Source organism: Ascidiaceihabitans sp., assembly GCF_039986515.1.
In the GTDB taxonomy this organism is placed as follows: domain Bacteria; phylum Pseudomonadota; class Alphaproteobacteria; order Rhodobacterales; family Rhodobacteraceae; genus Ascidiaceihabitans.
In genome coordinates this window covers 403,587-428,937 of sequence record NZ_JBDWQO010000014.1, presented here as the reverse complement: position 1 = coordinate 428,937, position 25,351 = coordinate 403,587, and the positions used below count along the sequence as shown (strand labels likewise).

Sequence of the window (25,351 nt, the reverse complement as noted above, 5' to 3'; positions counted from 1 at the left end):
TGGGAGAGTAGGTCATCGCCAAACCTAATAAGAACCATTCAATCTAAAACGATAACAACCAAACCACATAAAACGCAAAAACTGCATCGCTGAAATCAGTGTTTGCGCATCTGTGGATATCAGCCTTAAATTGACTACAGTTCGCGATACTGAATTTGTAGTGCAGGTTGATCCAATGGCAGAAGCTAACTCTAAAACCGACAGGCTTGAGCCGACTGAATGGCTAGAAGTCGTTTCCCTTGGCCCGGTTTTGCCTTTGGAAACTGAGTTTGGCGTAGATATTCCAACAGCGCCAATGCCTTTGATCCCGCATCTTTTTGCGACGATTGATCCAAGCCCTGATGAAATTGCGGCTTGGGGGGATGAAAACATTCCCGAAGCCCACACTTATGCCATTCTAGACGCCAGCGTCCTGACATTGCTTCCCGAAATGCTGGAAACATCGGAACTGCAACATAAGTGTTTGTTTACGGGCAAAGCTCTTGCAGAATTCGGGGACGCTGCGCCTTGGTTGGTCAAGCTTGAACCGGACCATCCGTTTACAAGAAACCTAATGATGGGTGAAACGGAGCCAGCAGGTCTATGGCACTTGCGACTAGGAATTTTCATCAGGTCCCGCCAGCCATTGGACGTGGTTTGGCGCCATCTTCGCAAATTTACCCGGGTGCAGGATGACGATGGCACCTGGTTTTTCAACCGTTTCTGGTCCGCTCCCGTAAGCACGAAGCTGATGGAATTCGGCAACGTGCCAGACCTACAGCAATTCGTCGCCCCTTTGTTCCCAACAGGACGGAACACACTTCAGATTATTGTTTTGTCAGACTTTTCGAACGCGGTCCTGTCACGCAAAGCCGGTACGGTCCCACCGACAGCGCGACCCCGTTTGACCCAAATTGTGCAGGATTGGATGCGATACATTCGTAGGGTCCAGCAATTCGAGGAAATCATCGCAATTGCCCAAAAGCATGTAGAAAAGCAAATGAAGCTAGATACGGAAAGCTCGGCCATACATTTGCGGTCAAAGCGCGAAAAGTTCTTTAAGATGGGGTTTTGGCGGCGTGATCACCTGACCAAGCTTTGTGTATGGGAGCTTATGCTTGGCCCAGATTTTATCGACACTTATGCCGACGGCCAGATCAAACGCATCTTGATTTCACAGCCTTCCGATTGGGAAGCGATCAAGCAGATCGGGCTATTCCTTGAACCACCCCAAGAACCGACAGACGCCGAAATCCAGGTTCAAATGCTGGCAGAACAAAAAGCCCTGCACGCCGGGGTTAAGCCTTCACCATAAGTTGGCGGGATGGGTAAAGTTGCCAGAATAGAACGGTTAGGCTACCCTCCGATTGTAATCGTATGAAATTGAGTAATTTGGAACATGAAACACATATGGGCGTTTGTGCTTTTGGGGGGAATCGTGTTCAGCTTGTTGGCCGGAGGTGCCACAGCTCAGATGTTTAGCGGCCGGCCAGATACACTCAGTACCAATGTCACGTTTGCCTCTCATGATCCGGTATCGTTTCAAATCATCATCAACGACAAACAAATTGCCACACGGCGATCCAGTCGCTTGGGGGATACCGGTGCTACGCCTTATACTGGGTATTTCGACAAAACACTGAATGTAGACCTCCGATGGATTGAGGTGTTCAGCGAAACCGCCTTTCAAACCAGCTTCAAGGTCCCGACCAAATCCTTATCGAGGCTGGATGCGAAGGGTGAACATGCGTCTTTGACCATTCGTATCGGTGCAAACGGTGCAGTTGATGTCATGACACCGCATCCAGAGTTGAACAAACACTTGCGCGAAGGCACCGAAGACAAAATTACGCCAGAAATGGATGTTCCGGTTATCCTGAAGACCTCATGCGCGTCACAGCTTGAAGCTGCAGATCCTAAGACTGTGGAAATGAAGGTCTGGCTTGATGCGCAGACATTAAAACGGGCCAAAAGATACAAAGCGGATGCGCAGCAAACAGGGGCGGCAATAGCCACGCGTGATCGGTGTTGAAAGGTAAATTCTAATGACTGACCCAGTTGCAGCAAACCAAACGGCTTCGGCCGCAGGCAATGAGGCGGGGGCAGGGTCCGCTGATTCAATTGCGATCTCATGTGATCTTATCCGTTACGGAGTTTTCTTTGACGGCACCAACAATTCGCGGGCACACACGGCCTTAGAAGACATTGCGTGGCACACAAACGTCGATCTTCTTGAACGGATCTATGAAGAAACGGAATCCAAAGTCACCCGCGAGGTCGATGGCCAAACCCGCGAAGTAAGTTACGGCAAAGAATACTTCCGCGGCATCGGCGTCGAAGCGGATGGTGGAACCACAACCAATGGCAGCGGACGCGGAATGGGCGCAGAAGGGGTGCGAACCCGTGTTGAAGATGCTGTAAATCAGTTGCGCGGGCAAATCCGCGCCAAAGCCAACGGCATGGAGGTCTGCGACCTTTGGTTTGATGTGTTCGGATTTTCGCGTGGATCGGCAGCCGCACGTCATTTTGCCAATTTGATTGAAGACGGTGAACTGGGGGTTCAAGAAGCTACAGCACGCGTTAAGTTTTTAGGCATCTACGACACGGTTGTCATGATCGGTTTCGGGATTGAAACATCGGGCGCGGATGACAACGTGCGGGTAGAAACACGCAATGTCGCGGACCAGATCGTGCACATCACCGCGGACGACGAAATTCGTGAAAACTTTCCACTTACGCTGGCGCTCAGCGGCAAACGCTACCGTATGGTTGGTGCACATTCCGACATTGGCGGTGGATATGATCTTGGCACGGAAACGGGCACATTCGAATTTGAGCATGAAGACTACACGGGTATGCCTGGCTATCTGCAGCGCAACTGGGGCTTGACCGAAAACACCTGCGGCGTAGACGGTGAAAGCCCCGACAGCATGACGACAATCGCGCAAAGCAACTGGCAAATACATGATGCGGGCGAAAGCCTGTCTACCTTCGCGTGGTCCGCAGAACATGGCCTGCAATTTGTGTCGCTGAAGATCATGTATGATGAGGCCAAAGATGCAGGCGTTCCGTTTGAAGATTGGAGCGACACGATTGATGGCATCGATGTCGGACTGGGTGGCGATGACAGTTTGTTGGCGTCTTACTACGAAGCTCTTACAGAAAACCGGCTGGACGTTGACGAAGCGCTCGAGCGCAAGGTCCGTTTGCGTTACGCCCATGTGTCGTTCAACAATGAAACGACATGGGGGATTCACGTCAGCCTGCCGCGTGAAAGCGGAACCCGGCTGGACGCAACCAGATAGGGTTTTTCGCGTCCACCCAAAAGGTCGCTTTTGGGTAAGCGTTGCAAATGTCCAGCGGCTAGCATGTGATAACTCTGAAGCTTTCCGGACCTCATATGCCTGCTCTTGACCTTGCCGATGTACGCCACAATTTTCACCGCACTCCTGAACTTGGGTTTGACGAACATAACACCAAAGCCCGGATAGCCAGCTTTCTGTCTTCATTTGGATTGGAGGTTCATGAAGGCGTCGGCGTCGTTGGCATCTTGAAATGCGGCACAGGCAATCGCGCAATCGGGTTGCGTGCAGACATGGACGCGCTTCCGATCCTTGAGACAAGCACACATGATTATGTTTCCAAAACCCAAGGTGTTATGCATGCCTGTGGCCATGACGGGCATATGACCATGTTGTTGGGGGCTGCTGAAAAACTGGCCAAAGCCCGTGATTTCGACGGCACCGTTGTCTTCATTTTCCAGCCAAACGAAGAACACGGGCTTGGGGCTCAGGCAATGATCGAAGAAGGGCTTCTTAAACAGTTTCCCATTGAAGAAGTCTATGCGATCCACAATTTACCGGGCGCTCCTGTTGGGCAAATCTCGACGCGGGCGGGGCAGATTTGTGCCAGCGAAAGTTTGTTTGAAATCACTGTAAACGGCCAAGGTGGACACGCGTCGATGCCACATGTCGGGCGGGATGCCATCACTATTGGCGCTGAAATCGTACAGGCGTTGCAGACCATTGTGTCGCGTAAATTGGCACCGGGGGCCGGTGCGGTGGTGTCGGTGACAGAATTTTTGACAGACGGTCAACGCAATGTCCTGCCCGGTGCTGCCACTTTGAAGGGTGATGTGCGCACCAAACAACCTGCCGACCGTGATCAGGTTGCGACTTTGATGACGCAGATCGCGACCGGCATAGGGGCGGCGCACGGCGTGGATGTTACAGTCGATTTTCGCACTGAATTCATCGAAACGCTCAATGATCCATTGCCAGTTGAAGCCGCGGTAAAAGCCGGGCGTGGCGTTGGGGTCGAGACCATCGGTGATCGCGATCCGATGAGCTTTTCAGAGGACTTTGCGCATTTTTGCGCCGCCGTGCCGGGGTGCTTTCTGCTGTTGGGCAACGGTGCCGAAGGACCGCATGGGCAACCTTTGCATTCTGCCGATTATGATTTCAACGATGCCCTTTTGCCTATTGGCGCTGCGTTCTGGACACAGCTTGTGCGTGATAGATTGCCCCTTGATACAAACACAAAGGCCTGAACATGTTCCAATCGCGTATGAAAACTTTTCGCCAAAAGCTGTCTGATGCCGGCGTCGACGTGGCGTTGATTACGGACGAAGACAATGTTTACTATCTGACAGGCTACTACGATTACCTGCACATGGAATTTGGGCGTCCCACCGTTCTTATCGTCTCGCGCGAGGGGCGAAGCCTGCTGATCACCCCCACAATCGATCTTGTCGCGGCCCAAGCGCACGCGCACGTAGATGCAATTGCGGCATGGAATGATGGCATGGGGGACGAATGGCGCACAGAGCTGCCAAAAGCCGTCCAGAAAGCGTCATGCGTCGCGATAGAACCGAACCATATGCCCCCAATCGTTCAAGCCTATGTGTCACAGTTGGTTGGCACAGATAGGTTGACGTCAGCGACGCCAATTTTGGCAGATATGCGCATGATCAAATCCGCGCCAGAGCTGCAGTTGGCGCGCCATGCTGGTCAGGTGGCCAACGCGATGATGGCCGCAGGCCGTGACGCCATCGGGCACGGTGTGGCCGAATATGAAGTCGCTCTTGCTACGTCACACGCGGGCACGCGAAAGGCTGCAGAGTTATTGGCCGCGCATTATGACGACGCGGACATGTCTCCAAACACGCATTTCCTACAGATCATGGCGTCCGGACCGGACATCACAAAAACCCATCACCGTGCATCGACGCGTGTGATGGCCAAAGGTGAACCGGTATTTTTGTGCTTTTGTGGCATGACCAATTTCCACCGTTTCAAGTTGGGGTTTGATCGCACGTTCTGGATCGACGATATTGCAGATCGCACACAGGCGGATGTCTACGAAGTCGCAGTCGCCAGCCAAAAGGCTGCCCTTGAAATGATCCGCCCCGGTGTAACGGCGCAGGATGTGCACGCGGCCTATGCCGAAGTCATCCAAGACGCGGGCCACGAATACCCGTTCCGATGCGGCCGGGCGACAGGTTTTAGTTTTTTGGAACATCCGCAGTTGGTCACGGGCGACACTACAGTTTTGCAGCCCGGTATGGTGTTGGCTGTTGATGGTTCTGTCAGCGTTGAGACATTTCGCGCCCAGGTCGGTGACAGCCTTATTGTAACTGACACCGGATATGAATTGCTTACAGATCATCCAAAGGTCGTGGCCGATGTGATCTTGTAGCCATGCGGGATGTGACTATTCCGCATCTATGGGTGTTGCAAAAATAAAACGAACTGTTTGCGGTGTGATTTCGAATTTGCCCAACGGCGGATGATATTTTAGATACTCCGCAACACAGCCTACGCGATTTTGCGTTACTATAGCCAGGAAAGGGTTCATCATGTTTGCTTCTCACAATGCCTTTTCAGGCCGGATCACTGCGTAACACCCCTTCCGGGGCCAGCTGATCCATTGCGCTCGCGCTAAAGTGCGCTGAGCATATCTGCAAAAAAAATTTACGAATTGGGTAATCTCAATGGGCAATTCCGTCTTGGATGGCTTCGTGTCTGCTGCAACACGCGACGCCGCCATCCAGAAATTTTACACATCTGCGGCTTGGATTGATGGCCGCTCAGAAGAACAATTGAAACACGTTTCCAACTGGGCGGGGGTGCAAAAGATCGCGGCCTTTCCGGACCTTCATCCCGGCAAGTATGGGCCGGTGGGGTGTGCCGTGCTGGCGGATCGCATCTATCCGCAATTGATTGGAAATGACATTGGATGCGGCATGGCTTTGTTCCAGATTGATTTGCCGAAACGCAAATTTAAACTGGAAAAGGCCCTGCGTCGGATGCGTGTGCTGGGCCATGATCCATCAACCGACTACTCTGCGCGTCTGGATGAAACCGATGCGCGTATGCGATCGTTTTCGAAATCCTTGGGCACAATTGGCGGCGGGAACCACTTTTGCGAAGTGCAAACATTGGTCACTTGTGAACCGGATGTTGGTTTGGATGTTGGCGCGTTGTATCTGCTGATCCATTCGGGGTCTCGCGGGTATGGCACAGCTGTTCTGGCAGATGTCCCACATGATGGGTTCAACGGAATGAATCCAGATGCGGATGCCACTTCGGCGTATTTGGCGGGCCACGACCAAGCGGCGCGTTGGGCGCGTTTGAACCGGCGCATCATCGCAGAGCGGGCCGCAGATGCGTTGCGAACGGATGTTCGGTTGATTGCAGATGTGCCGCATAATCTGCTGGTGCGTGTCGGCGATGGTTGGCTGCATCGCAAGGGCGCTGCGCAGGCGGATGCAGGGTTGGTTCCGCTTGCAGGATCACGGGCGACGCCCAGTTATTTGTTGCGGCCCAGCCACACAGAGGCCGCGTTATGGTCCACGGCACATGGGGCCGGTCGCCGGTATGACAGGTCTTCGATGCACGGCCGGGTCGGCACCAAACGATCTGATCTTGAAGCGATGCAACGCACGTCGTTCGGGGGGCGGGTCATATGTGAAGATCGTGCATTGCTGATCGAAGAAGCGCCTTTGGCCTACAAATCCGCCGCCGCAGTCGCTGCTGATCTGGAAGTGACGGGTGTCGCGAAAACGGTTGCCACGTTCCATCCTCTTTTGACGTTCAAGAAAACCAGAACCGGGGTGCTGCGCAATGCGTGAAACAACCCAAGCAGACCAAAGCGTGTCATTGCTGGTGACCAGCGGCAATGGCCCGGCTGAGTGTTGCATCGCGGCAAAACATGTCGTGACCCGTATGCTGGAGGACGCGGACACTATCGGATTGGACGCAGATGTCAGCCTTACAAAGGCCAAACATGGTATCAAGTCCGCTTTGGTCGTTCTGCATGGGCCTGCGGCACGACACTTGGCCAAAAGCTGGTTGGGAACTGTGCAATGGCGCTGGAAAAGCTCTTTGCGTCCTCAGCACAAGCGCGCCAACTGGTTCGTTGGCGTTTTTGAAATGCAGGTGCCTGCAGAACGTCCCGATGTGTGTCTCGCAGATGTGACGTTCCAGAGCTTTCGCGCAGGTGGTCCCGGCGGCCAGCATCAAAACACCACCGACAGCGCTGTACGCGCAACGCATGTGCCGTCCGGGATGATCGCCGTCGCCCGCGAAATGCGGTCACAACACCGCAACAAGGCACTGGCTTTGGAGCGGCTTGTCCTGCTTATGGCGTCCAAAGACGTCGCCGATGCAGATGCGCGAAAAAGCGATCAGAACCAGATGCATGCGTCGCTTGAACGGGGAAACCCTGTGCGTTGTTTTAAGGGCGTATCATTTCGCGACGTGCATTAGGTGGTGTGCATTAGGTGGCGTTGACGGGCTGCATGAAGGCCGCAAAAGTTGCACAAAGTTCTGCCGTTGCGATCATCGGCAGAACCTGTGCGATGTATTGATCGGGGCGCACAATGATCATCGTTCCGGTGCTGCGTGAGATGCCGCGGCTGTCGAAGATGTCTTCGGTTTTGGGATCAGCACAATAGATCTTTTCGTAATCCACCATCCCATACCGCCCTTTGCGGGGACGCAGCAGCTGTGGCATCTCGTCAAAGGCGAGGTCCTTGTGGGGCTGTTGAAAGACTGCACGCAGATCGATCACCGCGTCGCAGTCCATGTCGTGTGGCGTGTACAGGTTGATCGGTGATGCCGGGTGCTCCGCAAGAAATTTTGCGATCGCGGCGATACCACCGTCCGCTTGCCCTGTGTCGTCTTGGCCTGCGAACAAGAACAGACGCCACCGACCATCAGCCTTCATCACATGGCCCAGATGCATGGGTTTGGCATCGGCCAGCCGGATCACTGGTGCGGAATGAAACCGCGTTCCGACCCGAAACCCGATGGCGTGCGCTTGATGGGTGTCGCAGCCGACGATCATTGACGGATCATATCGTGTTTCGACGCCTGCCGTGTAGCGTGCATGTTTTGAGAAATACTGCTGAAAGACATCTGACGCTGATGTTGTGCTGAAGATTTGGGCCATTTCGCGGTCAAATTCGATAAGTTCCTGCGCTTTGGCCTGACGCTCTGATGAATAGGTGCGTAAAAGGTCCGACGCAGCCTGCCCGCGAAGAACAGAGGCAAGTTTCCATCCAAGATTATAGGCATCAGCCATAGAAACGTTCATGCCTTGCCCAGCCTTCGGGCTGTGGGTGTGACAGGCATCGTCCGCAATGAAGATGCGTGGATCATGTGTTCCGTCGTCAAACCGTTCGCACACCCGTTGCCCGATTTCATAGGCAGACCACCACACGACATTTTTCACGTCCATATAATAGGGCGCTAAAATGGCTTGGGCTTTCTGGATCAACATGTCTGGCGACACATTACGGTCGGCCGCACGTTCATCATCAGTCAAAGCATCAAGTTCAATGTACATTCGCACCATGTATCCGCCTTCGCGCGGAATAATCAGCAGGCTGCCTGCGCTGGCGGATTGGATCGCTGATTTCAGGCGAATATCGGGAAAATCCGTCACGGCGAGCACATCCATCACGCCCCAAAGCTGGCGTGCGGCAGTACCTCGCAATGACAGTCCCAGCACTTTTCGCACTGTACTGCGTGCGCCATCGCAGCCCGCGACATACCGCGCCGCGATTGTTTCCGTTTTCCCATCTGCGCGCATGATGTCTGCCGTGACCGGATGATCGGCGAAATCACTTCTACGCAGTGAAACAAGGGTTTGTTTGTAGTCTGGTTCCAACCGGTTGGGCGCGTTCTTCATGATCTCTAGGTAAAAGTCGTGCACGCGGGCCTGGTTCAGAATCGTGTGCTGCTGTTCGGACAACCCGTCTTCAACATCCTGAATGCGACCCGTTCGCGTGATGCCCTTGCTGCCATCGGGGCGCCAAAAAACCGTTTCGTTCACCCAATACGCTTCACGGCGGACTTTGTCGGCGAAACCGAATGCTTCAAACATCTCCATTGATCGGCATGCAATTCCGTCGGCTTGCCCCACTGTTAAAGGTCCGGGCTTGCTATCCAATATGCGAACGGCGATGTCCGGAAATGCAGACAGCTGGGCGGCCAGTGTCAAGCCCGCCGGACCACACCCCACGATCAGAACATCAACCTTGTTCGGGTTGGAATGCGCGTGATTTTCAGAGGGGGCAATGTCGGGCGAACCGGATTTGTACCCATTCAGGTGGTACTGCATGTTTTTCCTTTGCCCTTCGTTTGGTTGGGGTCAGCCACACGGGCAAACCCGCTTGGGTATTTTACATGAATTGGTTCAACAGGCCCCTGAAAACTTCGGAAAGTTCGGCGCGGGTGCGTGGGTGTTCTTCGAATTGTCCTTGCATGATATGACGAAACACACCGTCAAGAAGCGCATAGTGAATTTCGATTTGCAGTGGTGCAGGGTGGTCCGCTTTTTCGAATGCTGTGCGCAGCAGCCCGATCAAAGCCTGTTCGATTGTTGCAACGACAGGACGGAACGACGTATCGAACATGGCTTGGGTGCGGATATCATACCAAAGCCTGTGGGTCATCGCGTCGTCAAAGATCGAAGCGACAAGAGCTTCGGTGAAGGCTTCTATGACCTGATCCCTGCCTTGTGCCGCTTCCAAAGCTTTTGCGACCTTGTGAACGAAGTCCTCTTTGTAGATTTCGACGCAATAGATGATAAGCTCTGCGCGATCTGCAAAATAGTAGTGTAGCATGCCCAGCGACAGCGCACTTTTTGCCGCTATGTCGCGCAAGGTCGTATTTGCATAGCCCAGCTCTTTAAGCGCCGAGATCGCGCTATCCGCGATCTGGCGTTTCTTGACGTCACGTTTCGCCGTTTTGCGGTCTGCGCGCGTTTTCAACTTTGCTGGCAACTTGTTCATGGTGGCGATGTCTTAAGTTTCAAATTTGATGTCTGCGGCACTTTTTCGGCCCGGCACAACCTTGCCCCCCATCAGCGTCGCCTTTGACAATTCGCAAGCACCCGTTATCCATAATCAGGCTTCCTGTTTGTTTTGTTCGCTGATTTTTCTACTGATGCAATTCATGCGGCGTATTCGGATTTGATCATGTCGGCGCATTTTTCGCCAATCATTATGGTGGGTGCGTTGGTGTTGCCAGAGACCAGCAACGGCATGATGGACGCATCGGCAACACGCAGCCCTTCCAGACCGTGCACTTTCAGGTCAGAACTGACCACAGCCATATCATCGTGGCCCATTTTGCAGGTGCCAACCGGGTGGTAGACGGTGTCGGATCTATTGCGAATGACCTCTTCCCATTCGGCATCCGTCATTTTGTCATGCACTCCGAACAGTTCTTTGTGTTTGTATTTCGCCAATGCCGGCGCCTCCAGCGTAGCGCGCGTCTGTTTGGCGCCTTTGATCATGATGTCGAGATCGCGGTCATCTGACAGAAATTTGGGATCAATGCCGGGGGCCGCCATGGGATCGCTGCTTTGCAAGAAAACCTCACCGCGGGAATAGGGGCGAAGGTTGCAGATGTGACAGGAATACCCATGCCCCAGATGCAGTTTGCGTGCGTGATCGTCGACGATGGAAATCACAAAATGCGTTTGCAGGTTAGCGCGTTCAACGGAAGGGTCGCTTTTGAAAAAGCTGCCACATTCGGTGATGGTGGACGCAGCCATTGAATTGCCGTGCTTGCGCCATTTGAAAATCTCTCCGATCAGCTTCGCACCCGCCCGCAGGCCAATCCCGACGTTGTCGGTGTCTTTGGTCGTGTAGGCCATGGTAAAATCAAGGTGATCTTGCAGGTTCTGTCCGACGCCGGGCAAGTCATGGATCATTTCGATACCATGCCGGGTGATGGTCTTTGGATCACCAACACCGGATAGCATCAAAAGTTGCGGCGACTGGAACGCACCGCCACATAAAACCACTTCCTTTGCGGCGCGCACTTCCTTGTCCTGTTTGCCGTGCCGGTACGCCACGCCGACCGCACGTTTGCCTTCAAAGATGACTTTGGTGGCATGTGCTTTGGTGATGACAGTCAGGTTGGGCCGGTCGTCCATAACGGGATGCAAATAGGCCGCCGCCGCCGAACAGCGTTCGCCGTTTTTGTCGAGGGAATGGAACAACGTGGTTTGCCACATGCCCACACCTTCGTTGTCGCCATCGTTAAAGTCGGGCTTGGACCGCAGCTGCATCTGGTTGCTGGCCTCGATGAAAGCCTGCGAAATGGGGCGCGGTGCCTTTTGATCAGACACCTGCAAAGGGCCGTTGTCGCCGTGTGCATCATCTGCACCGCGCACGTTGTTTTCGGCCTTTCGGAAATAGGGTAGAACATCATTCCAGCCCCAACCGTCGTTCCCCAAGTCTGCCCAGCTGTCGTAGTCTTCCTTTTGGCCGCGGACGTATAGCATTGCGTTGATCGCGCTTGATCCGCCCAGGGCCTTTCCGCGCGGCTGATACCCCTTGCGCCCGTTCAGACCGGGTTGCGGAACAGTGTGAAACGCCCAATTGTTGATCTTCGGGCGGCCGGGCAACATTGCGACCACAGCGATGGGCATGCGGATAAAGATGTCTTTGCCGCTGCCACCTGCTTCGAGCAGACACACGTTGGTATGTGGATCTTCGCTGAGCCGAGAGGCGATTGTCGCCCCTGCAGAGCCACCCCCAACAATTACAAAATCAAATTCCATCCGACCCTCCCAAACCAATGTGCGTTGAATTTATCTGAACATATTTTCTGGACATCTGATCAGCTTTTTGTCCTGACGTTGCGTCGTCTTGATCACCCCACCGGAAACCACCTGCGGATGGCCCCCCTTGCTGGAACTGCGCGTCATGGTTGTCGCAAGGCGCGGCGCAAGTTATCAATGACCATACCTGTTTTGCGGCACTTGTATCTTTTCGTCACAAAGCGCGACGGGCCGCAACAAGATCAGATGGATTGAAGCATGTTTAAGAAAGCCGCGTTCATAGGCCTTGGAATTTTGGCTATTGCTGCCATCACCATCCTTTATATTTTTCGGCCTATTGCTGCCACGCATCAGGCGCTGCAGGCCGACCTGCCGAAACTTGTCGCTTTGCGCCATTTCTACGCGAACACGGACTCGAAATGGCGCTACCGGCTTTCGCCAGATGGCAAATACATCGCCTGGTTGGCAACCAAGGGTTTTCGGCCAGCGCTTTGGGTGCGTCCACTCGGTGGCGAAGAGGCCGATGTTTTCAACACCAAGGACGAGGTGCGCTGGTACAGCTGGTCTGCCGACGGGCGCTATTTGCTATACCAAGCCAACCGCGACGGATGGGAAAACGACGTCATTGTCTCGATTGATGTGACCCGGAAAGATGCGGAACCCCGCAGTTATGATTTTGGGAAAAACGTCAAAAGCTGGATTCATTCTGTTCCCGCAGAAGCCGGATCGGAGATTTTGATCGGGAACAATCAACGCGATGCCAGAAAGTTTGATCTTTATCGTTTGAACCTTGAAACAGGCAAGACCACCGCGCTTGATCTCATCTCCGAAATTGGCGTGCATTGGAGCGTGGATCGTCAAGGCGATGTATATGCCCGAACCGTCCATAAATCTCAGGACGACTGGCGCACAGAGTTGCGACAACCAGACGGAACTTGGAATGAAATCGCGCAAGGCGGCATGGAAGACTGGTTTCGGGTTCTCAGCCAACCGGACGAGGATGGAAACCTCTTGGCTCTTTCGACGATGGGGCGGGACAAGTCGGCTGTGGTGACATTTGACACACAATCGCAAACGGAAAATGTGATGTTTGACGATGATGCCGTCGATACGGCTTGGGTCGAATTACATCCTGTTACGGGCGCAGCCCTCAGTGCTGTATCTTATCCTGATTTTCAGCATCGGAAGTTCTTTGATCCCGACTACGAAGCCGCTTTGAACGCAGTGCCGCATGACGCTGAGACGGCGCGTCACCGGGTATCGACCACGAATGACATGTCGAAAATGATCATCGAAACAGAGCACACAACAAAAGGCTGGACCAAGTATCTGGTCAACCAAAGTGACAATTCCGTCGAGACAATCGCGGTGCCCCCGATTGCGGCGCAAGCGGATCACTTGTCCAAGATGGAACCCGTTACTTTCAGCGCCCGTGACGGGTTAACCATTCATGCAACGATGACACGTCCCAAAGGGGCGGTGGGACCGGCGCCTATGGTGGTTTTGATACATGGCGGCCCTGTGGCGCGCAGCGCTTGGGGCTTCAGCAGTTTGCACAGTTGGTTGGCAAACCGGGGGTATGTCGTGCTTGACGTGAACTATCGCGGCAGCGGTGGGTTTGGACGAAATTTCCGAGAGGCCGCAGTTGGGGAAGTCAGTCGGAAAATGCACTACGATATCGTGGATGCCCGTGCGTGGGCTGTGGACCAGGGGTTTGCCGATCCCGATAAAGTCGCCGTTTTAGGGGGAAGCTTCGGGGGGTTAAAGGTTCTGACAGCCGTGACCCAAAGCCCTGAGCTGTTCGCAGCTGGAATAGACATCAACGGTATCTCGGATATATCGACGATGCTGCAAGAGGTGCCCGCGTATTGGCAAGGTTGGCCCGACTGGTACCAAAAATACATTGGTGATCCATCTGATCCCGAAATGCTGGCAGAGATCAAAGACCGGTCGCCTTTGTATCATGCGGCGGCTGTGCAGGCGCCTCTTTTGATCATTCAAGGATCAAATGATGTGCGTGTCATTCAGGATCAGGCAGATCGCATGGTCGACGCACTGACCGCGGAAGGGAAAGATGTCGACTACATGTTGCTAGAGGGGGCGGGCCATCAGTTTAACAGCTGGGGATGGAAAACCCGCATCATCGCCTACCGCCGAATGGAACGTTTTTTGGCCAAACATCTGGGTGGTCGGGCCGACGGGTTTGATTATGCTGTGCTGGGCGCACATGTTTTGTGGGATTGAATCGTCGAAAAACTGCGCAAGCCTATGACATAGCCAAAGCTACCGGAATTTCATGGTGCTGCTGGAGAGAATCGAACTCTCGACCTCTCCCTTACCAAGGGAGTGCTCTACCTCTGAGCTACAGCAGCGCCGTGAGCGGCTGAGTAGCGTCAAAACCACAATCGTGCAACCCTATTCTGGACCCGGCCCAAGACCTGCGTTAGACACGTCCCATGGCAGAGAAAACAGCATCCAACAAAGGCAAAACGCAGGCTCAGATCCGCGAAGATCGGCTAAAGGCCGCGTTGAAAGCCAATATGGGACGACGCAAGGCACAAGCCCGCGCGCGCACCGATGATGCAAAAGACAAACAGGCGAAGGACACGTAAATGGATTCGATAGTTGTGCAGGGCGGTGGACCGCTAAACGGGCAAATCCCGATTGCGGGGGCCAAAAACGCCTGCCTGACCCTTATGCCTGCAACTCTGCTCAGCGAAGAGCCGCTGACGCTGACCAACGCACCGCGTTTGTCCGATATCAAAACCATGACTGAATTGCTCCAATCGCTGGGGGCCGAGATCACCTCGATGCAGGAAGGCCAAGTGCAAGCGATGTCGTGCCATGGCACCATCAACACCCGCGCGGAATATGACATTGTGCGCAAGATGCGGGCGTCGAACCTTGTGCTTGGGCCGCTTTTGGCGCGTGAAGGCGTGGCTGAAGTGTCCTTGCCAGGCGGCTGTGCAATTGGCGCGCGCCCTATGGACATTCACACCGACGGCCTGACCCTGATGGGCGCGGACATCGAACTGCGCGACGGGTATTTGCACGCCAAAGCGGCTGGCGGACGCCTTAAAGGCGCGGTCATCGACTTCCCGTTCGCCTCAGTCGGGGCCACCGAAAACATCATGATGGCGGCGACGCTGGCCAAAGGCACGACCGTCATCAACAACGCTGCCCGCGAACCTGAAATCGTCGACCTTGCGGATTGCCTGCGCAAAATGGGTGCGCAGATCGAAGGCGACGGCACCTCAAGCATTACCATCCAAGGCGTCGACCGCTTGAACGGGGCAACACATCCTGTTGTCACAGACCGGATCGAACTGGGCACCTACATGCTGGCGCCTGCGATTTGCGGCGGCGAGGTCGAATTGCTTGGCGGCAAGCTGTCGCTTGTCGGGGCGTTCTGCGAAAAGCTGGATGCGGCAGGGATCGACGTGACCGAAACGGACAAAGGTCTGATGGTGAAGCGCCGTGGCGACGAGATCAAAGCAGTGGACGTGACAACCGAACCGTTCCCGGGCTTTCCAACGGATTTGCAGGCGCAAATGATGGCGCTGTTGTGCACCGCCAACGGAACATCCGTTCTGGAAGAAAAAATCTTTGAAAACCGCTTTATGCACGCACCTGAATTGATCCGTATGGGGGCTGAAATCGACGTTTCCGGTGGTACGGCGACGGTCACAGGTGTGAAAAAGCTGAAAGGTGCGCCAGTGATGGCGACGGACCTGCGGGCGTCTGTTTCCTTGATCCTTGCGGGTCTTGCAGCGGAAGGCGAAACAAAGGTCAGCCGCGTTTACCACCTTGATCGGGGGTATGAACATGTGGTGCGCAAGCTGGAAGGGGTTGGCGCCAAAATCGAACGGGTCAAAGACTGATGGTAGATGATGCGCGCTTTGAAGACGGGCGCGAGGCGCCGTTGAACCTTGGGGCTATGGATGCAGATGATCTGAAGGTGATGTCGGCACTTGTGCAGGACGCCGTTCTTCCGATCACCGAAATGACATACCGCGCCCGAGACCGGCGTTTTGCTATGCTTTTAAACCGTTTTCGCTGGGAAAATGGCACACAAAGCAAAGAACGTGTGCAATCCATGCTGAGTTTTGAAGGCGTTTTGAATGTGTCCAGCCAAGGGGTGGATCGCAGCGACAAGGACATGATCCTGTCGGTTCTGGCGGTCGCTTTTGAGGCAGGCGAAGACGGCGCGGGCCTGATTGAAATTACGCTGGCGGGCGACGGTGCTGTGCGCCTGTCTGTCGAAACCATCGAGGCGCGTCTGAAGGATGTGACCAAGCCCTACATCGCGCCGTCCAAGAGGGCACCGTCCCATCCCGAGTAACAGTTCGCTTTAGGGTGAAATCTGGATTTTCGGCATATCGCTTACAAAAAAGGCCCCGAAACAATCGGGGCCTTTTCCTATTTTCGGGAACAAGATTATGCCCCGGGTGAGAAGAACGTGCTTTCCAGTTCTATCAAAGACAGGTCTTCGAATGTCAGGGAGTCGCCGTTGCCAAAGTCCAGAACAACATCATCTCCGATCTGTTGGGCCTCTGACAGAACCGTATCGATGTTGTTGAACATGTTGGCGTCCAGGCGCACGTTCTCAAAATCGTCGATCGAAAAGTCGGTGATCGTGTCATTGCCGTAACCCGTCGCAAAGGCGAATTCATCCGCATCCGCGCCGCCGGTTAGAATGTCGTCGCCTGTGCCACCGTCCAGCAAATCTTCGCCCGTGTTGCCAAGAAGCGTGTCTTCTCCTGCGCCCCCGTCAACCACATCGCCGCCAAAGCCACCGTCCAGGCGGTCGTTGCCCGTGCCGCCATCCAAAGTGTCGTCGCCTTTGTTGCCATTAACGCGGTCGTTGCCGGAATTGCCTTTTAGCAGGTCATTGTTGTTGCCGCCATTGAGCGTGTCGTTGTTGAAGCCACCGTCCAGAGTGTCATTTCCGTTGCCGCCATTGAGCGTGTCGTTGCCCTTGTTGCCGTTCAAACGGTCGCTGCCGGCGTTGCCCAACAACAGGTCGTTGTTGTTGCCACCATTCAGCGTATCGTTGTCGAACCCGCCGTCCATGGTGTCATTGCCATTGCCGCCGTTCAGCAAGTCGTTGCCTTTGTTGCCGTTCAAGCGGTCCGCGCCCGAATTGCCCAACAGCCTGTCGTTGTTGTTGCCACCGTTCAGCGTGTCATTGTTGAACCCGCCGTCCATGGTGTCGTTGCCATTGCCGCCATTCAGCAAGTCATTGTCGCGGTTGCCGTTTAGGCGGTCATTGCCGTTGCCGCCGATCAGCGTGTCGTTGTTGTTGCCACCGTTCAGGGTGTCGTTGTCGAACCCACCATCCAGACGGTCGTTCTGGTTGCCGCCGTTCAACAGATCGTCGCCGATGTTGCCGTTCAGGCGGTCATTGCCACCGCCGCCTTGCACCGTATCGTTGCCGTCGCCGCCGTTCACGGTGTCGTTGCCGGCCCCTGAATTGATGTTGTCATCAAGTGGTGTGCCTGTGACCTTGTCCCTCTCGGCGGTCGTCGTGTTGTCCAAGGTTGTCGGGTCTATGTTTGTGCCTGGGGTAAGCGGTCCGGTGGTAATTGGTCCAAAATTGGTGGTGTCGATAAACAGCTCAAGCTCTGAAACGCTGGATGCGGTTGGAAGGGTATCCCCCCCAATTTGGAACACGTAGGTCGTGCCTGTGTTTGTGGAGCTGTTGTAGCCATCAATGACCAACAACTGGGACGTGCCAGACATGCCGCCAAGGGACCAAGCAGCGTTAAGCATTTCAGCTTCCAGATCGAAGTTTATCCCCTCACCTGTGCTAATGTCTTGGGGGCCGCCCAACCCATTCAAAACCGCGTTGTAGAGTGCGCCTGCGCCGATCCCGATGTCGACGGTTTCATCGTCAAACAAGTCCGCTGTGTATGTGTAGCTGGCTTGGTAGTCGTCGCTTGTTGTTATTTGTAAGCTTCCCGCGCCAATCCCCGTGATGGTGTCATCGTCCGGTCCATTGTCAATATAGGTGAACGAGAAGCCGGTGAATGTGGTTGTTGTCATAACGCTAATTCCCTTTGATTACTTAAAATTTCTGGAAATATGGTACAGGCGGCCTGCCTTCTGAAACAAGTAAAAACCCACCTCATCCACAAACCTCAACCAGTGCGGGAGGTTTGCAGGAAAACATGCGCAATGTTGTAAGCGTTGATAACGCCTTGCGTAAGAGCCAACGTAGATTTTCAGATATTCGGGGTGCGCAGCGAGAGCACCCCGATTGTATGTTTGCCGTCCAAAATTTGCGGAGGCGTGGGGTCAGAACAAATTTGATGTCAGGTCGATGTCATCTGTAAGCTGCGCAATGGTGATATTTTCGATCAACACCCAGTCTGCGTTGCTGCCCAGGCTGGTGCCGGTTGTTAACAACAGCACGTCCCCATCAATTTCGGTTGCATCGTCCAGCATTTCTGACACGGTTGCATACCGACCGCTTGTGATGTCCAGCCGATCCACGTTGTCCGTGAAGTCGACGATGCGATCCTGATCGTGACCAAACCCGAACACAAAGACATCCGCCCCGGCGCCGCCGCGCAGCACATCGTTGTCCACGCCGCCAATCAAAGTGTCGTCGCCGCTGTTGCCCACAAGCCGGTCGCGACCCGCATCACCGGTCAGGACATCATCGCCCGCACCGCCATTTAACGTGTCGCGGCCTTCGCCGCCGGCCATTGTATCATTGCCAGACTGCCCAAACATCACATCGTTGCCATGATCCCCGGCCAGCAGATCGTTGCCGCCGCCACCATCCACAGTGTCGTGGTTGCGTCCGCCGTCGATTGTATCGTCGCCACTGTTGCCGAACAGGCTGTCTTCGCCAGCCCCGCCACGCATCCGGTCATTGCCACTGCCGCCGAACATTTCGTCGTCTCCGACATTGCCGTTCATCGTGTCATTGCCGGTGCCGCCCAGCATAGTGTCGTCGCCACCTCGGCCGACAAGGCGATCATGGTCGGCATTGCCCATCAGGAAGTCTTCGAACCTGCCGCCTTCCAACGTGTCATTGCCAGCGCCGCCGATAATTGAAATTTCTTCGGAAAACTCTCCATCGACGAAGTCGTTGCCGTCACCCACAATGATGTATCCTGGCAGAATTAGCCCTGAAATGACGTCGTCTTCGGATATGCTTGCACCCGGAATATCGCGTAAATCAAACGGTGTGCCGGGGATGAATGGCGTGGCAAGCAGGCCTGCATAGTCCTTCTCCGCTGACTCTGCCCACAGCGTGTAAGCCGCCACATCGGCAAAGGCAGGCAGTGCATCACCACCCAGAACAAACAATTGACTTGAGCCTGTGGGGGTCGGGGCCGCAGGCGCACTCCCGGCAGGTAGGGCGACGCGTGTGCTAAAATCTACCATGACTGCGGATTTCTGTACGCCGTCCTCTTCCCATCTCATGACAAAAAGGTCTGCTTTTGATTCCAAACTCGGGTCAATGGAAAACGGATCCGACGAATCAACAATTTGACCGTTCAGACCGGATAGGGTTGTTTTGAACAAGCTGCCAGTCGCGTTTACAAGTCCAAGGCCCACCGCTGAAAACTCAAAGGTTTGGTCTTGGCTGACAATTGTGGTCAAGGTGGCTGTGCCAATTTCTTCGTTAATGGGTTGGCCAGTGCTTGGGTCAAAGGAATAGGTGGTGGAAATGCCGGTTAATGCAATCGTGGTCATTTTTCAGAATGCTTCCATAAGTTAATAAGGTATTAAAAAGACACCTATGCAGGTTAATTCTTCCAAAACCAGCAAATCCTGCGTTTTGAGCATGGGTTTCACTTAATGGTTGAAAAACAATTGCTTATCAGGTGATGCGTTGGCGCAAATCTGATGCGCTATCATACATCGTCAGACGGAGCGCACCGCTATGGTTGTAGGCGTTCCATGCGACATATCCCCTCTTTCCCCTATGGCGCCGCAGCGCTATGTCGTCAGCAACGCAAAGACCGGAGCCACCATGCCTGTTTTCCTTAATACCACAGACCCCGATTTTGAGGCCGCCTTTACAACTCTGCTCAATGCAAAGCGCGAAGACAGTCCCGATGTGGATGCCATTGTGGCCGACATTATTGCGGATGTACGGGCGCGCGGTGATGCTGCGGTGTTGGAGCTGACAGCAAAGTTTGACCGCCTTGAACTGACCACAGATCGTTTGCGCATCATGGACGCAGAGATTGAAGCGGAGGCTGCAAAAGTCGCGCCTGATGTGCGCGCGGCACTGGAACTGGCCGCGGATCGCATCACAGCCTACCATGCCAAACAACTTCCCGAGGATCAGCAATGGACCGATGCCGCCGGTGCCACTTTGGGGTGGCGTTGGACGCCTGTGTCCGCCGCAGGGCTGTATGTGCCGGGCGGATTGGCAAGCTACCCGTCATCTGTTCTGATGAATGCGATCCCCGCCAAGGTCGCGGGCGTGGGGCGCTTGGCCATCACGGTGCCGACGCCGGATGGTATCCTGAATCCTGCTGTCTTGCTGGCGGCAAAACTGTCCGGGGTGGATGAAATCTACCGGATCGGGGGCGCCCAGGCGATTGCAGCATTGGCGTATGGCACAGACACAATTGCCGCCGTCGACAAGATTACGGGCCCGGGCAATGCTTTCGTCGCCGCAGCCAAGCGTCGTGTGTTTGGCAAGGTTGGCATCGACATGATTGCAGGGCCGTCAGAAATCCTTGTGATTGCCGATGCGAACAACGATCCCGATTGGATCGCCCTTGATTTGCTAAGCCAGGCGGAACACGACGAAAGTGCGCAATCCTTGCTGATCACCACAGACGCCGCTTTTGGCGAAGCGGTTGCACAGGCCGTGGACAAGCGGCTTGAGACGTTGGAACGCCGGGCCATCGCCGGCGCAAGCTGGCGGGATTTCGGGGCGGTGATCACTGTTCCGGATCTGGATGTTGCCGCTGCCTTGTCCGATCGCATAGCTCCCGAACACCTTGAGCTATGTGTGGGCGATCCGAATGCGCTGAGCGAAAAGATCACCCACGCCGGTGCGATTTTCTTGGGGCAGTGGACGCCTGAAGCCATCGGGGATTACATCGGCGGGCCCAATCACGTTTTGCCCACGGCACGCTCTGCGCGGTTCTCTTCTGGGTTGTCGGTGATGGATTTTGTCAAACGCACCACGTTGGCGCAAATGACACCGGATGCGTTGCGGGCGATTGGGCCGGGGGCAGAGGCGCTGGCGACGTCGGAAAGCCTTGAGGCGCATGGGTTGTCGGTCACTGCGCGGCTGCAAGCCCTTAACCGGTAATCAACACGCGCTGGGCGCCAATTGCCGAATGTCTTGGGGTGTCATTTTTGCGTTGGCCGCTTTTACGGTGCGGCACAGTTGTGAAGCAGGGTTGATCTGGGCTAGAGGTACGGCATACTTCTCTCTTCGGACTTGTGCCTATGACCCGTATTTCACACATCGCTCTTGACGACGCGAACCTGCCACCGCCCACGCCCGAGATCGAGCAAGAGCGCAAAGTGGCTGTGTTCGATTTGCTGGAAGACAACACGTTTGTGTTGCCCAAACGCGAAGAGCGCCCCGTACCGGATGGACCGTATCATGTGGGGCTTTCGATCCGTGATAAACGGCTTGTGTTCGATGTGAACACGGAACACGCCGAAAAAGCGGCAGAGTTCCATTTGTCGTTGGGACCATTCCGGCAGGTGGTGAAAGACTATTTCCAAATCTGCGAAAGCTATTTTGATGCGGTGAAAACAATGCCGCCCAGCCAGATAGAGACGATCGATATGGCGCGGCGGGGCATTCACAACGAAGGCAGTCGGGTCCTGCAGGAACGCCTTGAAGGCAAAGCCGAGATTGACACAGATACAGCGCGCCGTCTGTTTACGTTGATCTGCGTTCTACACTTCGGAGGCTGAATGGCGGACGATCTGCCCCAATCCGTGCTGTTTTGCTGCGACCACAACGCGGTGAGGTCCCCCATGGCAGAGGGGATTATGAAGAAGCTTTATGGCACGGACACTTACGTGCAATCCGCTGGCGTGAAAGGCGACATGGAGATCGACGGGTTTTCGATTGCCGTATGCCAGGAGCTGAACGTGGAATTGTCGCGTCACCGGTCGCGCAGTTTCGACGAGATGGAAAACTGGGGTGACGATCTAAGTTCATTCGATCTTGTGATTGCCCTCAGCCCGGCCAGCCAGCGCCGGGCATTGGAGCTGACGCGCTTTTTCCATCTTGAGGTCGAATATTGGCCCATTCTGGACCCTACGGGCCTGGGCGAAGGCCGCGACGCGAAGCTGGACAGTTACCGCCAAGCCCGAGATCAAATTGTGGGCAAACTGCAAGCGAAATGGGGGCAGGGCAACGGATGGATGTGATCAAACGATATTTTGCGGCTTTCAATGCCGGTGACGTGGCTGGAATGTTGGCCGAGCTTTGCGATGATGTGGCGCATCACGTCAATGAGGGGCGCGTTCGGCAAGGAAAGGCGCTGTTTGAGGCGTTTTGCGTACATATGAACGACAGCTATGCAGAACAGCTGACGGATATGGTGGTGATGTCCAACGATGATCAATCGCGTGCTTGCGCCGAATACATAGTCAACGGAACGTATCTTAAAACGGATGCTGGGCTGCCTGAAGCACATGGTCAAAGCTATAGGCTGCCAGCCGGATCTTTCTTTGACGTGCGCGACGGCAAAATTGCCCGCGTCACCACCTATTACAATTTGGCTGACTGGACGGCGCAGGTTACATGATTGATGTTCGTGTGGTGCCACACGAGGATCTTGAGAACCAATTGGACGATCTGGCGGCTTTGCGCATCGCGGTTTTTCGCGATTGGCCGTATCTGTACGATGGTGATCTGGCGTACGAACGGCAATATCTTCAAATGTACCGCAACACCAACCGCGCTGTTGTGGTTGGGGCGTTTGATGGCGACTGGATGGTCGGAGCTGCGACAGGGGCACCACTTGGCGAACACGCCGATGATTTTGCTGCGGCCTTCGAGGGCACAGACGTTGATGTGGATGCTACATTTTACTGCGCGGAAAGCGTGCTGATGCCCAGCTATCGGGGGCAGGGGATCGGGCACCGATTTTTTGATCGTCGCGAAAAGTTTGCAGCCGACCTTGGGTTTGAAAACATCTGTTTTTGTGCAGTAGACCGTCCTGTCACGCACCCGTCCCGACCCGCAACACCCCGCGATTTAAGCAGTTTTTGGGCGGGGCGCGGGTATGCTCAATTGCCTGGAGTCAAAGCCACATTCGCATGGCGCGATGTTGGCGATGCGCTGCAGACGCAAAAGAAACTACAAATTTGGATGCGACATCTTGATGCTTGAAGCATTCAGATCGTGTCAGCCTTAGCCGCACAAACGCGCGGCATCATTGCCAAAGGCTTTCCAGCGTTTCCAGAACCGTTCGTTGGCTGCATTGTCCGACTGTCGCGTGTCTTGCGCACTTTGCGGATTGTTGAAAAATGCAGCACCTTTGCGTTGGTCGGATGCGGACAATGACTGATTTGCCACCGCTTGCACACATCCGCACCGCGCTCGACTGGCCTGCTTGCGCCCGCCTGCACGGCACGCCTGTGCGATAGGGCCGCTGGCAAAAAGAACAGCAGGGGTGGGTGTCGTGTAGGAACTGCGCCCGCCCGCGGCATTGCTGCTGGAGTACTGCGTGCCGCCACCACAAGCCGCGATGAAGGTTAGAATGGAGAATGCCGCCAAGATGCGTGTCATATGCCTGTACCCGATTGAGGCGGCTGTTTGCGCCGCTCTGCTCTGCTTTGGGCGAAGTATGGCGCAAAGTGGGGAAGGGTGCAATTCACGAAGGGGTGGTGCGTCAAGACGCACCTTACGGGGTTGGTTTCCGAGCCTTGTTTGGGCGTAGCCCGAACAGCCCCCGACCCTCCCCACGGGAGGGGGCTTCACCCCCACCCAGGGCCGGGGGTTGTTCTTGTGTATTATCTAGCGTCTCCATCCACATCAAAGAACCAGTCAGCTATTCGCGTGCTCAGTTTTAATAACCAACTTGCACGCTTTTCATTTTTCTGTGCCTTGTCAATTCCGCCCCCAATGGTCGTCAACCAATTGACCAGTCGTGCCCGAATAACACGCGGCGGCTTTTCAGTTGAAACAACGATCTCAATATCGCTTTTCAACATATCCAAAGCAGGTTGGGTCATTTCCGCTTTGACGTCTTCTGGCACCAAAGAAAGGTCTTCTCGTTCTTGGGCAGTCGGATAGCGCCGGGTTTCCAAAGCGGCCAACTTCCCAATGCGTTCTCGGATCAAATCATCTTGCGTGCAAATTTCGTCCACAGATGTGTACAGGACGTTTTTGAGCACCAATAGCGACGCGTCTTCGGGGTAAACATCCCCAATGTTGCGTTGCAAACTCATACAAGCATTCCAAAAAGATGACGCAACAACACTGGGCATATCGCGATAATCTCTAAAAGCGCTGCGTATAAGAACTGTTTCTGGAGAGTTTTTGGTGAAGCCGTTGTTTGGATTGCCGGACAACGCTGCGGTTAAACTGACTTCAACTTGCGCGATTGCAAAGGCCAAGGGTTCTTCAGGTACTGTGACATCTGGTTCTATTTCCCATCTGTTGTTTTGATCTCTTTGAAGGCGTGGACCAGTCTGAGTTTTTAGTCGGCGTTGAATACGCTCGATTTCGGCGGCGACGGCTTCGGGGCCTGCGTTCCAGATTGCGTCATCTATCCAAGTTATTTCCGAAAGCAATTGGCCATCCAAAGGTTTGCCGTTTAGGAAGCCTTTGTACCAAGTGCTCCAAAACCTCCAAATCGGATCGTCGATTAGACTGAGCAAATGTTCTACTTGTTCTGTCAATCCGCTAACTGGGGCCTGATCGGTTGAATGTTGCCACAGCGAATCTGAAAAATGCAAAGTTTGGAGGCTGCCTTTTTCGGCATTGTTGACGTCGTCTACTCCAAAGAATTCTGTTTCCACAGCTGTGGGTGTTTCTGAGGTATGGTTTGATATCGTGAAAGTATTGGCATTTATAGCGGCCTCAATTGCCGATGTGTCTATGCGGGTCATTGTAGGGTTATGCAATTGACTTGGAATGCGAACAGTGGTTCCGCTTGTGACGCCTCCGGCAATGCCGCCTGAAATGCCACCCATGATGCTGGACGGGATGCCGCTTTCATCATCATCGGTTTGGTCTGATGCCAGAATTTTTGCCCAGTTGTTCCTTTCCGCGTCAATGAGATCTTCTAGATCTTCACATGCCGTGGTGTTCATAGCGCCTATTCTGAATTTATCG

The 25,351-nt window shown here is 54.5% G+C and carries 23 protein-coding genes and 1 tRNA gene; 16 read left to right on the top strand and 8 right to left on the bottom strand.

Annotated elements, in window-relative coordinates; genetic code table 11:
* Window positions 1-175 precede the first annotated feature (175 nt).
* The 7 genes from ABJL60_RS14505 (at window position 176) to prfH (ending at window position 7,748) form a co-directional block, all read left to right on the top strand.
* Window positions 176-1,294: a DUF4123 domain-containing protein gene (locus ABJL60_RS14505; RefSeq protein ID WP_348376057.1), complete on the top strand. Its 1,119-nt coding sequence runs from the start codon at window positions 176-178 to the stop codon at window positions 1,292-1,294.
* An 84-nt stretch (window positions 1,295-1,378) separates the two neighbouring features.
* Window positions 1,379-2,011: a hypothetical protein gene (locus tag ABJL60_RS14500; RefSeq protein ID WP_348289779.1), complete on the top strand. Its 633-nt coding sequence runs from the start codon at window positions 1,379-1,381 to the stop codon at window positions 2,009-2,011.
* A 13-nt stretch (window positions 2,012-2,024) separates the two neighbouring features.
* On the top strand, window positions 2,025-3,284 hold the full coding sequence (locus ABJL60_RS14495; RefSeq protein WP_348376056.1) for a DUF2235 domain-containing protein: 1,260 nt from the start codon (window positions 2,025-2,027) through the stop codon (window positions 3,282-3,284).
* 95 nt (window positions 3,285-3,379) lie between these two features.
* Window positions 3,380-4,528 carry an amidohydrolase gene (locus ABJL60_RS14490; protein WP_348376055.1) on the top strand — a complete coding sequence of 383 codons (1,149 nt, stop codon included), beginning with the start codon at window positions 3,380-3,382 and terminating at the stop codon, window positions 4,526-4,528.
* A gap of 2 nt (window positions 4,529-4,530) precedes the next feature.
* Window positions 4,531-5,676 (top strand): Xaa-Pro peptidase family protein, encoded by a 1,146-nt coding sequence (locus ABJL60_RS14485; protein WP_348376054.1) that lies wholly within the window; start codon window positions 4,531-4,533, stop codon window positions 5,674-5,676.
* A gap of 295 nt (window positions 5,677-5,971) precedes the next feature.
* Complete coding sequence (locus tag ABJL60_RS14480) at window positions 5,972-7,111, top strand: RNA ligase RtcB family protein (RefSeq protein ID WP_348376053.1); 1,140 nt, start codon at window positions 5,972-5,974, stop codon at window positions 7,109-7,111.
* Window positions 7,104-7,748: a peptide chain release factor H gene (prfH, locus tag ABJL60_RS14475; RefSeq protein WP_348376052.1), complete on the top strand. Its 645-nt coding sequence runs from the start codon at window positions 7,104-7,106 to the stop codon at window positions 7,746-7,748. The genes ABJL60_RS14480 and prfH overlap by 8 nt, the downstream gene beginning before the upstream one ends.
* 10 nt (window positions 7,749-7,758) lie before the next feature.
* Here prfH and ABJL60_RS14470 read toward each other — a convergent pair whose 3' ends face one another.
* The 3 genes from ABJL60_RS14470 to ABJL60_RS14460 all read right to left on the bottom strand — a co-directional run bounded on the left by ABJL60_RS14470 (window position 7,759) and on the right by ABJL60_RS14460 (window position 12,060).
* Window positions 7,759-9,606 carry an FAD-dependent monooxygenase gene (locus ABJL60_RS14470; RefSeq protein WP_348376051.1) on the bottom strand — a complete coding sequence of 616 codons (1,848 nt, stop codon included), beginning with the start codon at window positions 9,604-9,606 and terminating at the stop codon, window positions 7,759-7,761.
* Window positions 9,607-9,667: 61 nt separating this feature from the next.
* Entirely contained in the window at window positions 9,668-10,279 is a 612-nt protein-coding gene (locus tag ABJL60_RS14465) for a TetR/AcrR family transcriptional regulator (RefSeq protein ID WP_348376050.1), read from the bottom strand.
* A 161-nt stretch (window positions 10,280-10,440) separates the two neighbouring features.
* Window positions 10,441-12,060, bottom strand: a complete 1,620-nt coding sequence (locus ABJL60_RS14460; RefSeq protein ID WP_348376049.1) for a GMC family oxidoreductase N-terminal domain-containing protein — start codon at window positions 12,058-12,060, stop codon at window positions 10,441-10,443.
* Window positions 12,061-12,318: 258 nt separating this feature from the next.
* Here ABJL60_RS14460 and ABJL60_RS14455 point away from each other — a divergent pair, with 258 nt between their 5' ends.
* On the top strand, window positions 12,319-14,304 hold the full coding sequence (locus ABJL60_RS14455) for a S9 family peptidase (RefSeq protein ID WP_348376048.1): 1,986 nt from the start codon (window positions 12,319-12,321) through the stop codon (window positions 14,302-14,304).
* A 53-nt stretch (window positions 14,305-14,357) separates the two neighbouring features.
* Here the strand turns inward: ABJL60_RS14455 and ABJL60_RS14450 are convergent.
* A tRNA-Thr gene (locus ABJL60_RS14450) sits at window positions 14,358-14,432 on the bottom strand.
* A gap of 84 nt (window positions 14,433-14,516) precedes the next feature.
* Between ABJL60_RS14450 and ABJL60_RS14445 the strand changes: the two genes are divergently transcribed.
* The 3 genes from ABJL60_RS14445 to ABJL60_RS14435 are packed head-to-tail and all read left to right on the top strand — an operon-like array spanning window position 14,517 to window position 16,402.
* Window positions 14,517-14,672 carry a hypothetical protein gene (locus tag ABJL60_RS14445; protein ID WP_181364391.1) on the top strand — a complete coding sequence of 52 codons (156 nt, stop codon included), beginning with the start codon at window positions 14,517-14,519 and terminating at the stop codon, window positions 14,670-14,672.
* Window positions 14,673-15,941: a UDP-N-acetylglucosamine 1-carboxyvinyltransferase gene (gene murA, locus ABJL60_RS14440; protein ID WP_348289752.1), complete on the top strand. Its 1,269-nt coding sequence runs from the start codon at window positions 14,673-14,675 to the stop codon at window positions 15,939-15,941.
* Complete coding sequence (locus tag ABJL60_RS14435) at window positions 15,941-16,402, top strand: DUF2948 family protein (protein WP_108827093.1); 462 nt, start codon at window positions 15,941-15,943, stop codon at window positions 16,400-16,402. The genes murA and ABJL60_RS14435 overlap by 1 nt, the downstream gene beginning before the upstream one ends.
* A gap of 95 nt (window positions 16,403-16,497) precedes the next feature.
* Here the strand turns inward: ABJL60_RS14435 and ABJL60_RS14430 are convergent, their stop codons facing one another.
* Window positions 16,498-18,105 (bottom strand): calcium-binding protein, encoded by a 1,608-nt coding sequence (locus ABJL60_RS14430; protein WP_348376047.1) that lies wholly within the window; start codon window positions 18,103-18,105, stop codon window positions 16,498-16,500.
* Between the two features lie 252 nt (window positions 18,106-18,357).
* On the bottom strand, window positions 18,358-19,770 hold the full coding sequence (locus tag ABJL60_RS14425; RefSeq protein ID WP_348376046.1) for a calcium-binding protein: 1,413 nt from the start codon (window positions 19,768-19,770) through the stop codon (window positions 18,358-18,360).
* Between the two features lie 280 nt (window positions 19,771-20,050).
* Between ABJL60_RS14425 and hisD the strand changes: the two genes are divergently transcribed.
* From hisD to ABJL60_RS14400, 5 genes are all read left to right on the top strand, one after another.
* Window positions 20,051-21,352 carry a histidinol dehydrogenase gene (gene hisD, locus ABJL60_RS14420; RefSeq protein WP_348289741.1) on the top strand — a complete coding sequence of 434 codons (1,302 nt, stop codon included), beginning with the start codon at window positions 20,051-20,053 and terminating at the stop codon, window positions 21,350-21,352.
* A gap of 140 nt (window positions 21,353-21,492) precedes the next feature.
* On the top strand, window positions 21,493-21,972 hold the full coding sequence (locus ABJL60_RS14415) for a UPF0262 family protein (RefSeq protein ID WP_108827097.1): 480 nt from the start codon (window positions 21,493-21,495) through the stop codon (window positions 21,970-21,972).
* Window positions 21,973-22,434: a low molecular weight phosphatase family protein gene (locus tag ABJL60_RS14410; RefSeq protein ID WP_348289737.1), complete on the top strand. Its 462-nt coding sequence runs from the start codon at window positions 21,973-21,975 to the stop codon at window positions 22,432-22,434. It begins immediately after the preceding gene.
* Window positions 22,425-22,814 carry a ketosteroid isomerase-related protein gene (locus ABJL60_RS14405; RefSeq protein ID WP_348376045.1) on the top strand — a complete coding sequence of 130 codons (390 nt, stop codon included), beginning with the start codon at window positions 22,425-22,427 and terminating at the stop codon, window positions 22,812-22,814. Before ABJL60_RS14410 ends, ABJL60_RS14405 begins: the two co-directional genes overlap by 10 nt.
* Window positions 22,811-23,401, top strand: a complete 591-nt coding sequence (locus ABJL60_RS14400) for a GNAT family N-acetyltransferase (RefSeq protein WP_348289731.1) — start codon at window positions 22,811-22,813, stop codon at window positions 23,399-23,401. Before ABJL60_RS14405 ends, ABJL60_RS14400 begins: the two co-directional genes overlap by 4 nt.
* 21 nt (window positions 23,402-23,422) lie before the next feature.
* Here the strand turns inward: ABJL60_RS14400 and ABJL60_RS14395 are convergent, their stop codons facing one another.
* Window positions 23,423-23,800, bottom strand: a complete 378-nt coding sequence (locus ABJL60_RS14395) for a hypothetical protein (RefSeq protein WP_348376044.1) — start codon at window positions 23,798-23,800, stop codon at window positions 23,423-23,425.
* Window positions 23,801-24,024: 224 nt separating this feature from the next.
* Window positions 24,025-25,329, bottom strand: coding sequence for a hypothetical protein (locus ABJL60_RS14390; RefSeq protein ID WP_348376043.1), 1,305 nt, complete (start codon window positions 25,327-25,329; stop codon window positions 24,025-24,027).
* Window positions 25,330-25,351 lie beyond the last annotated feature (22 nt).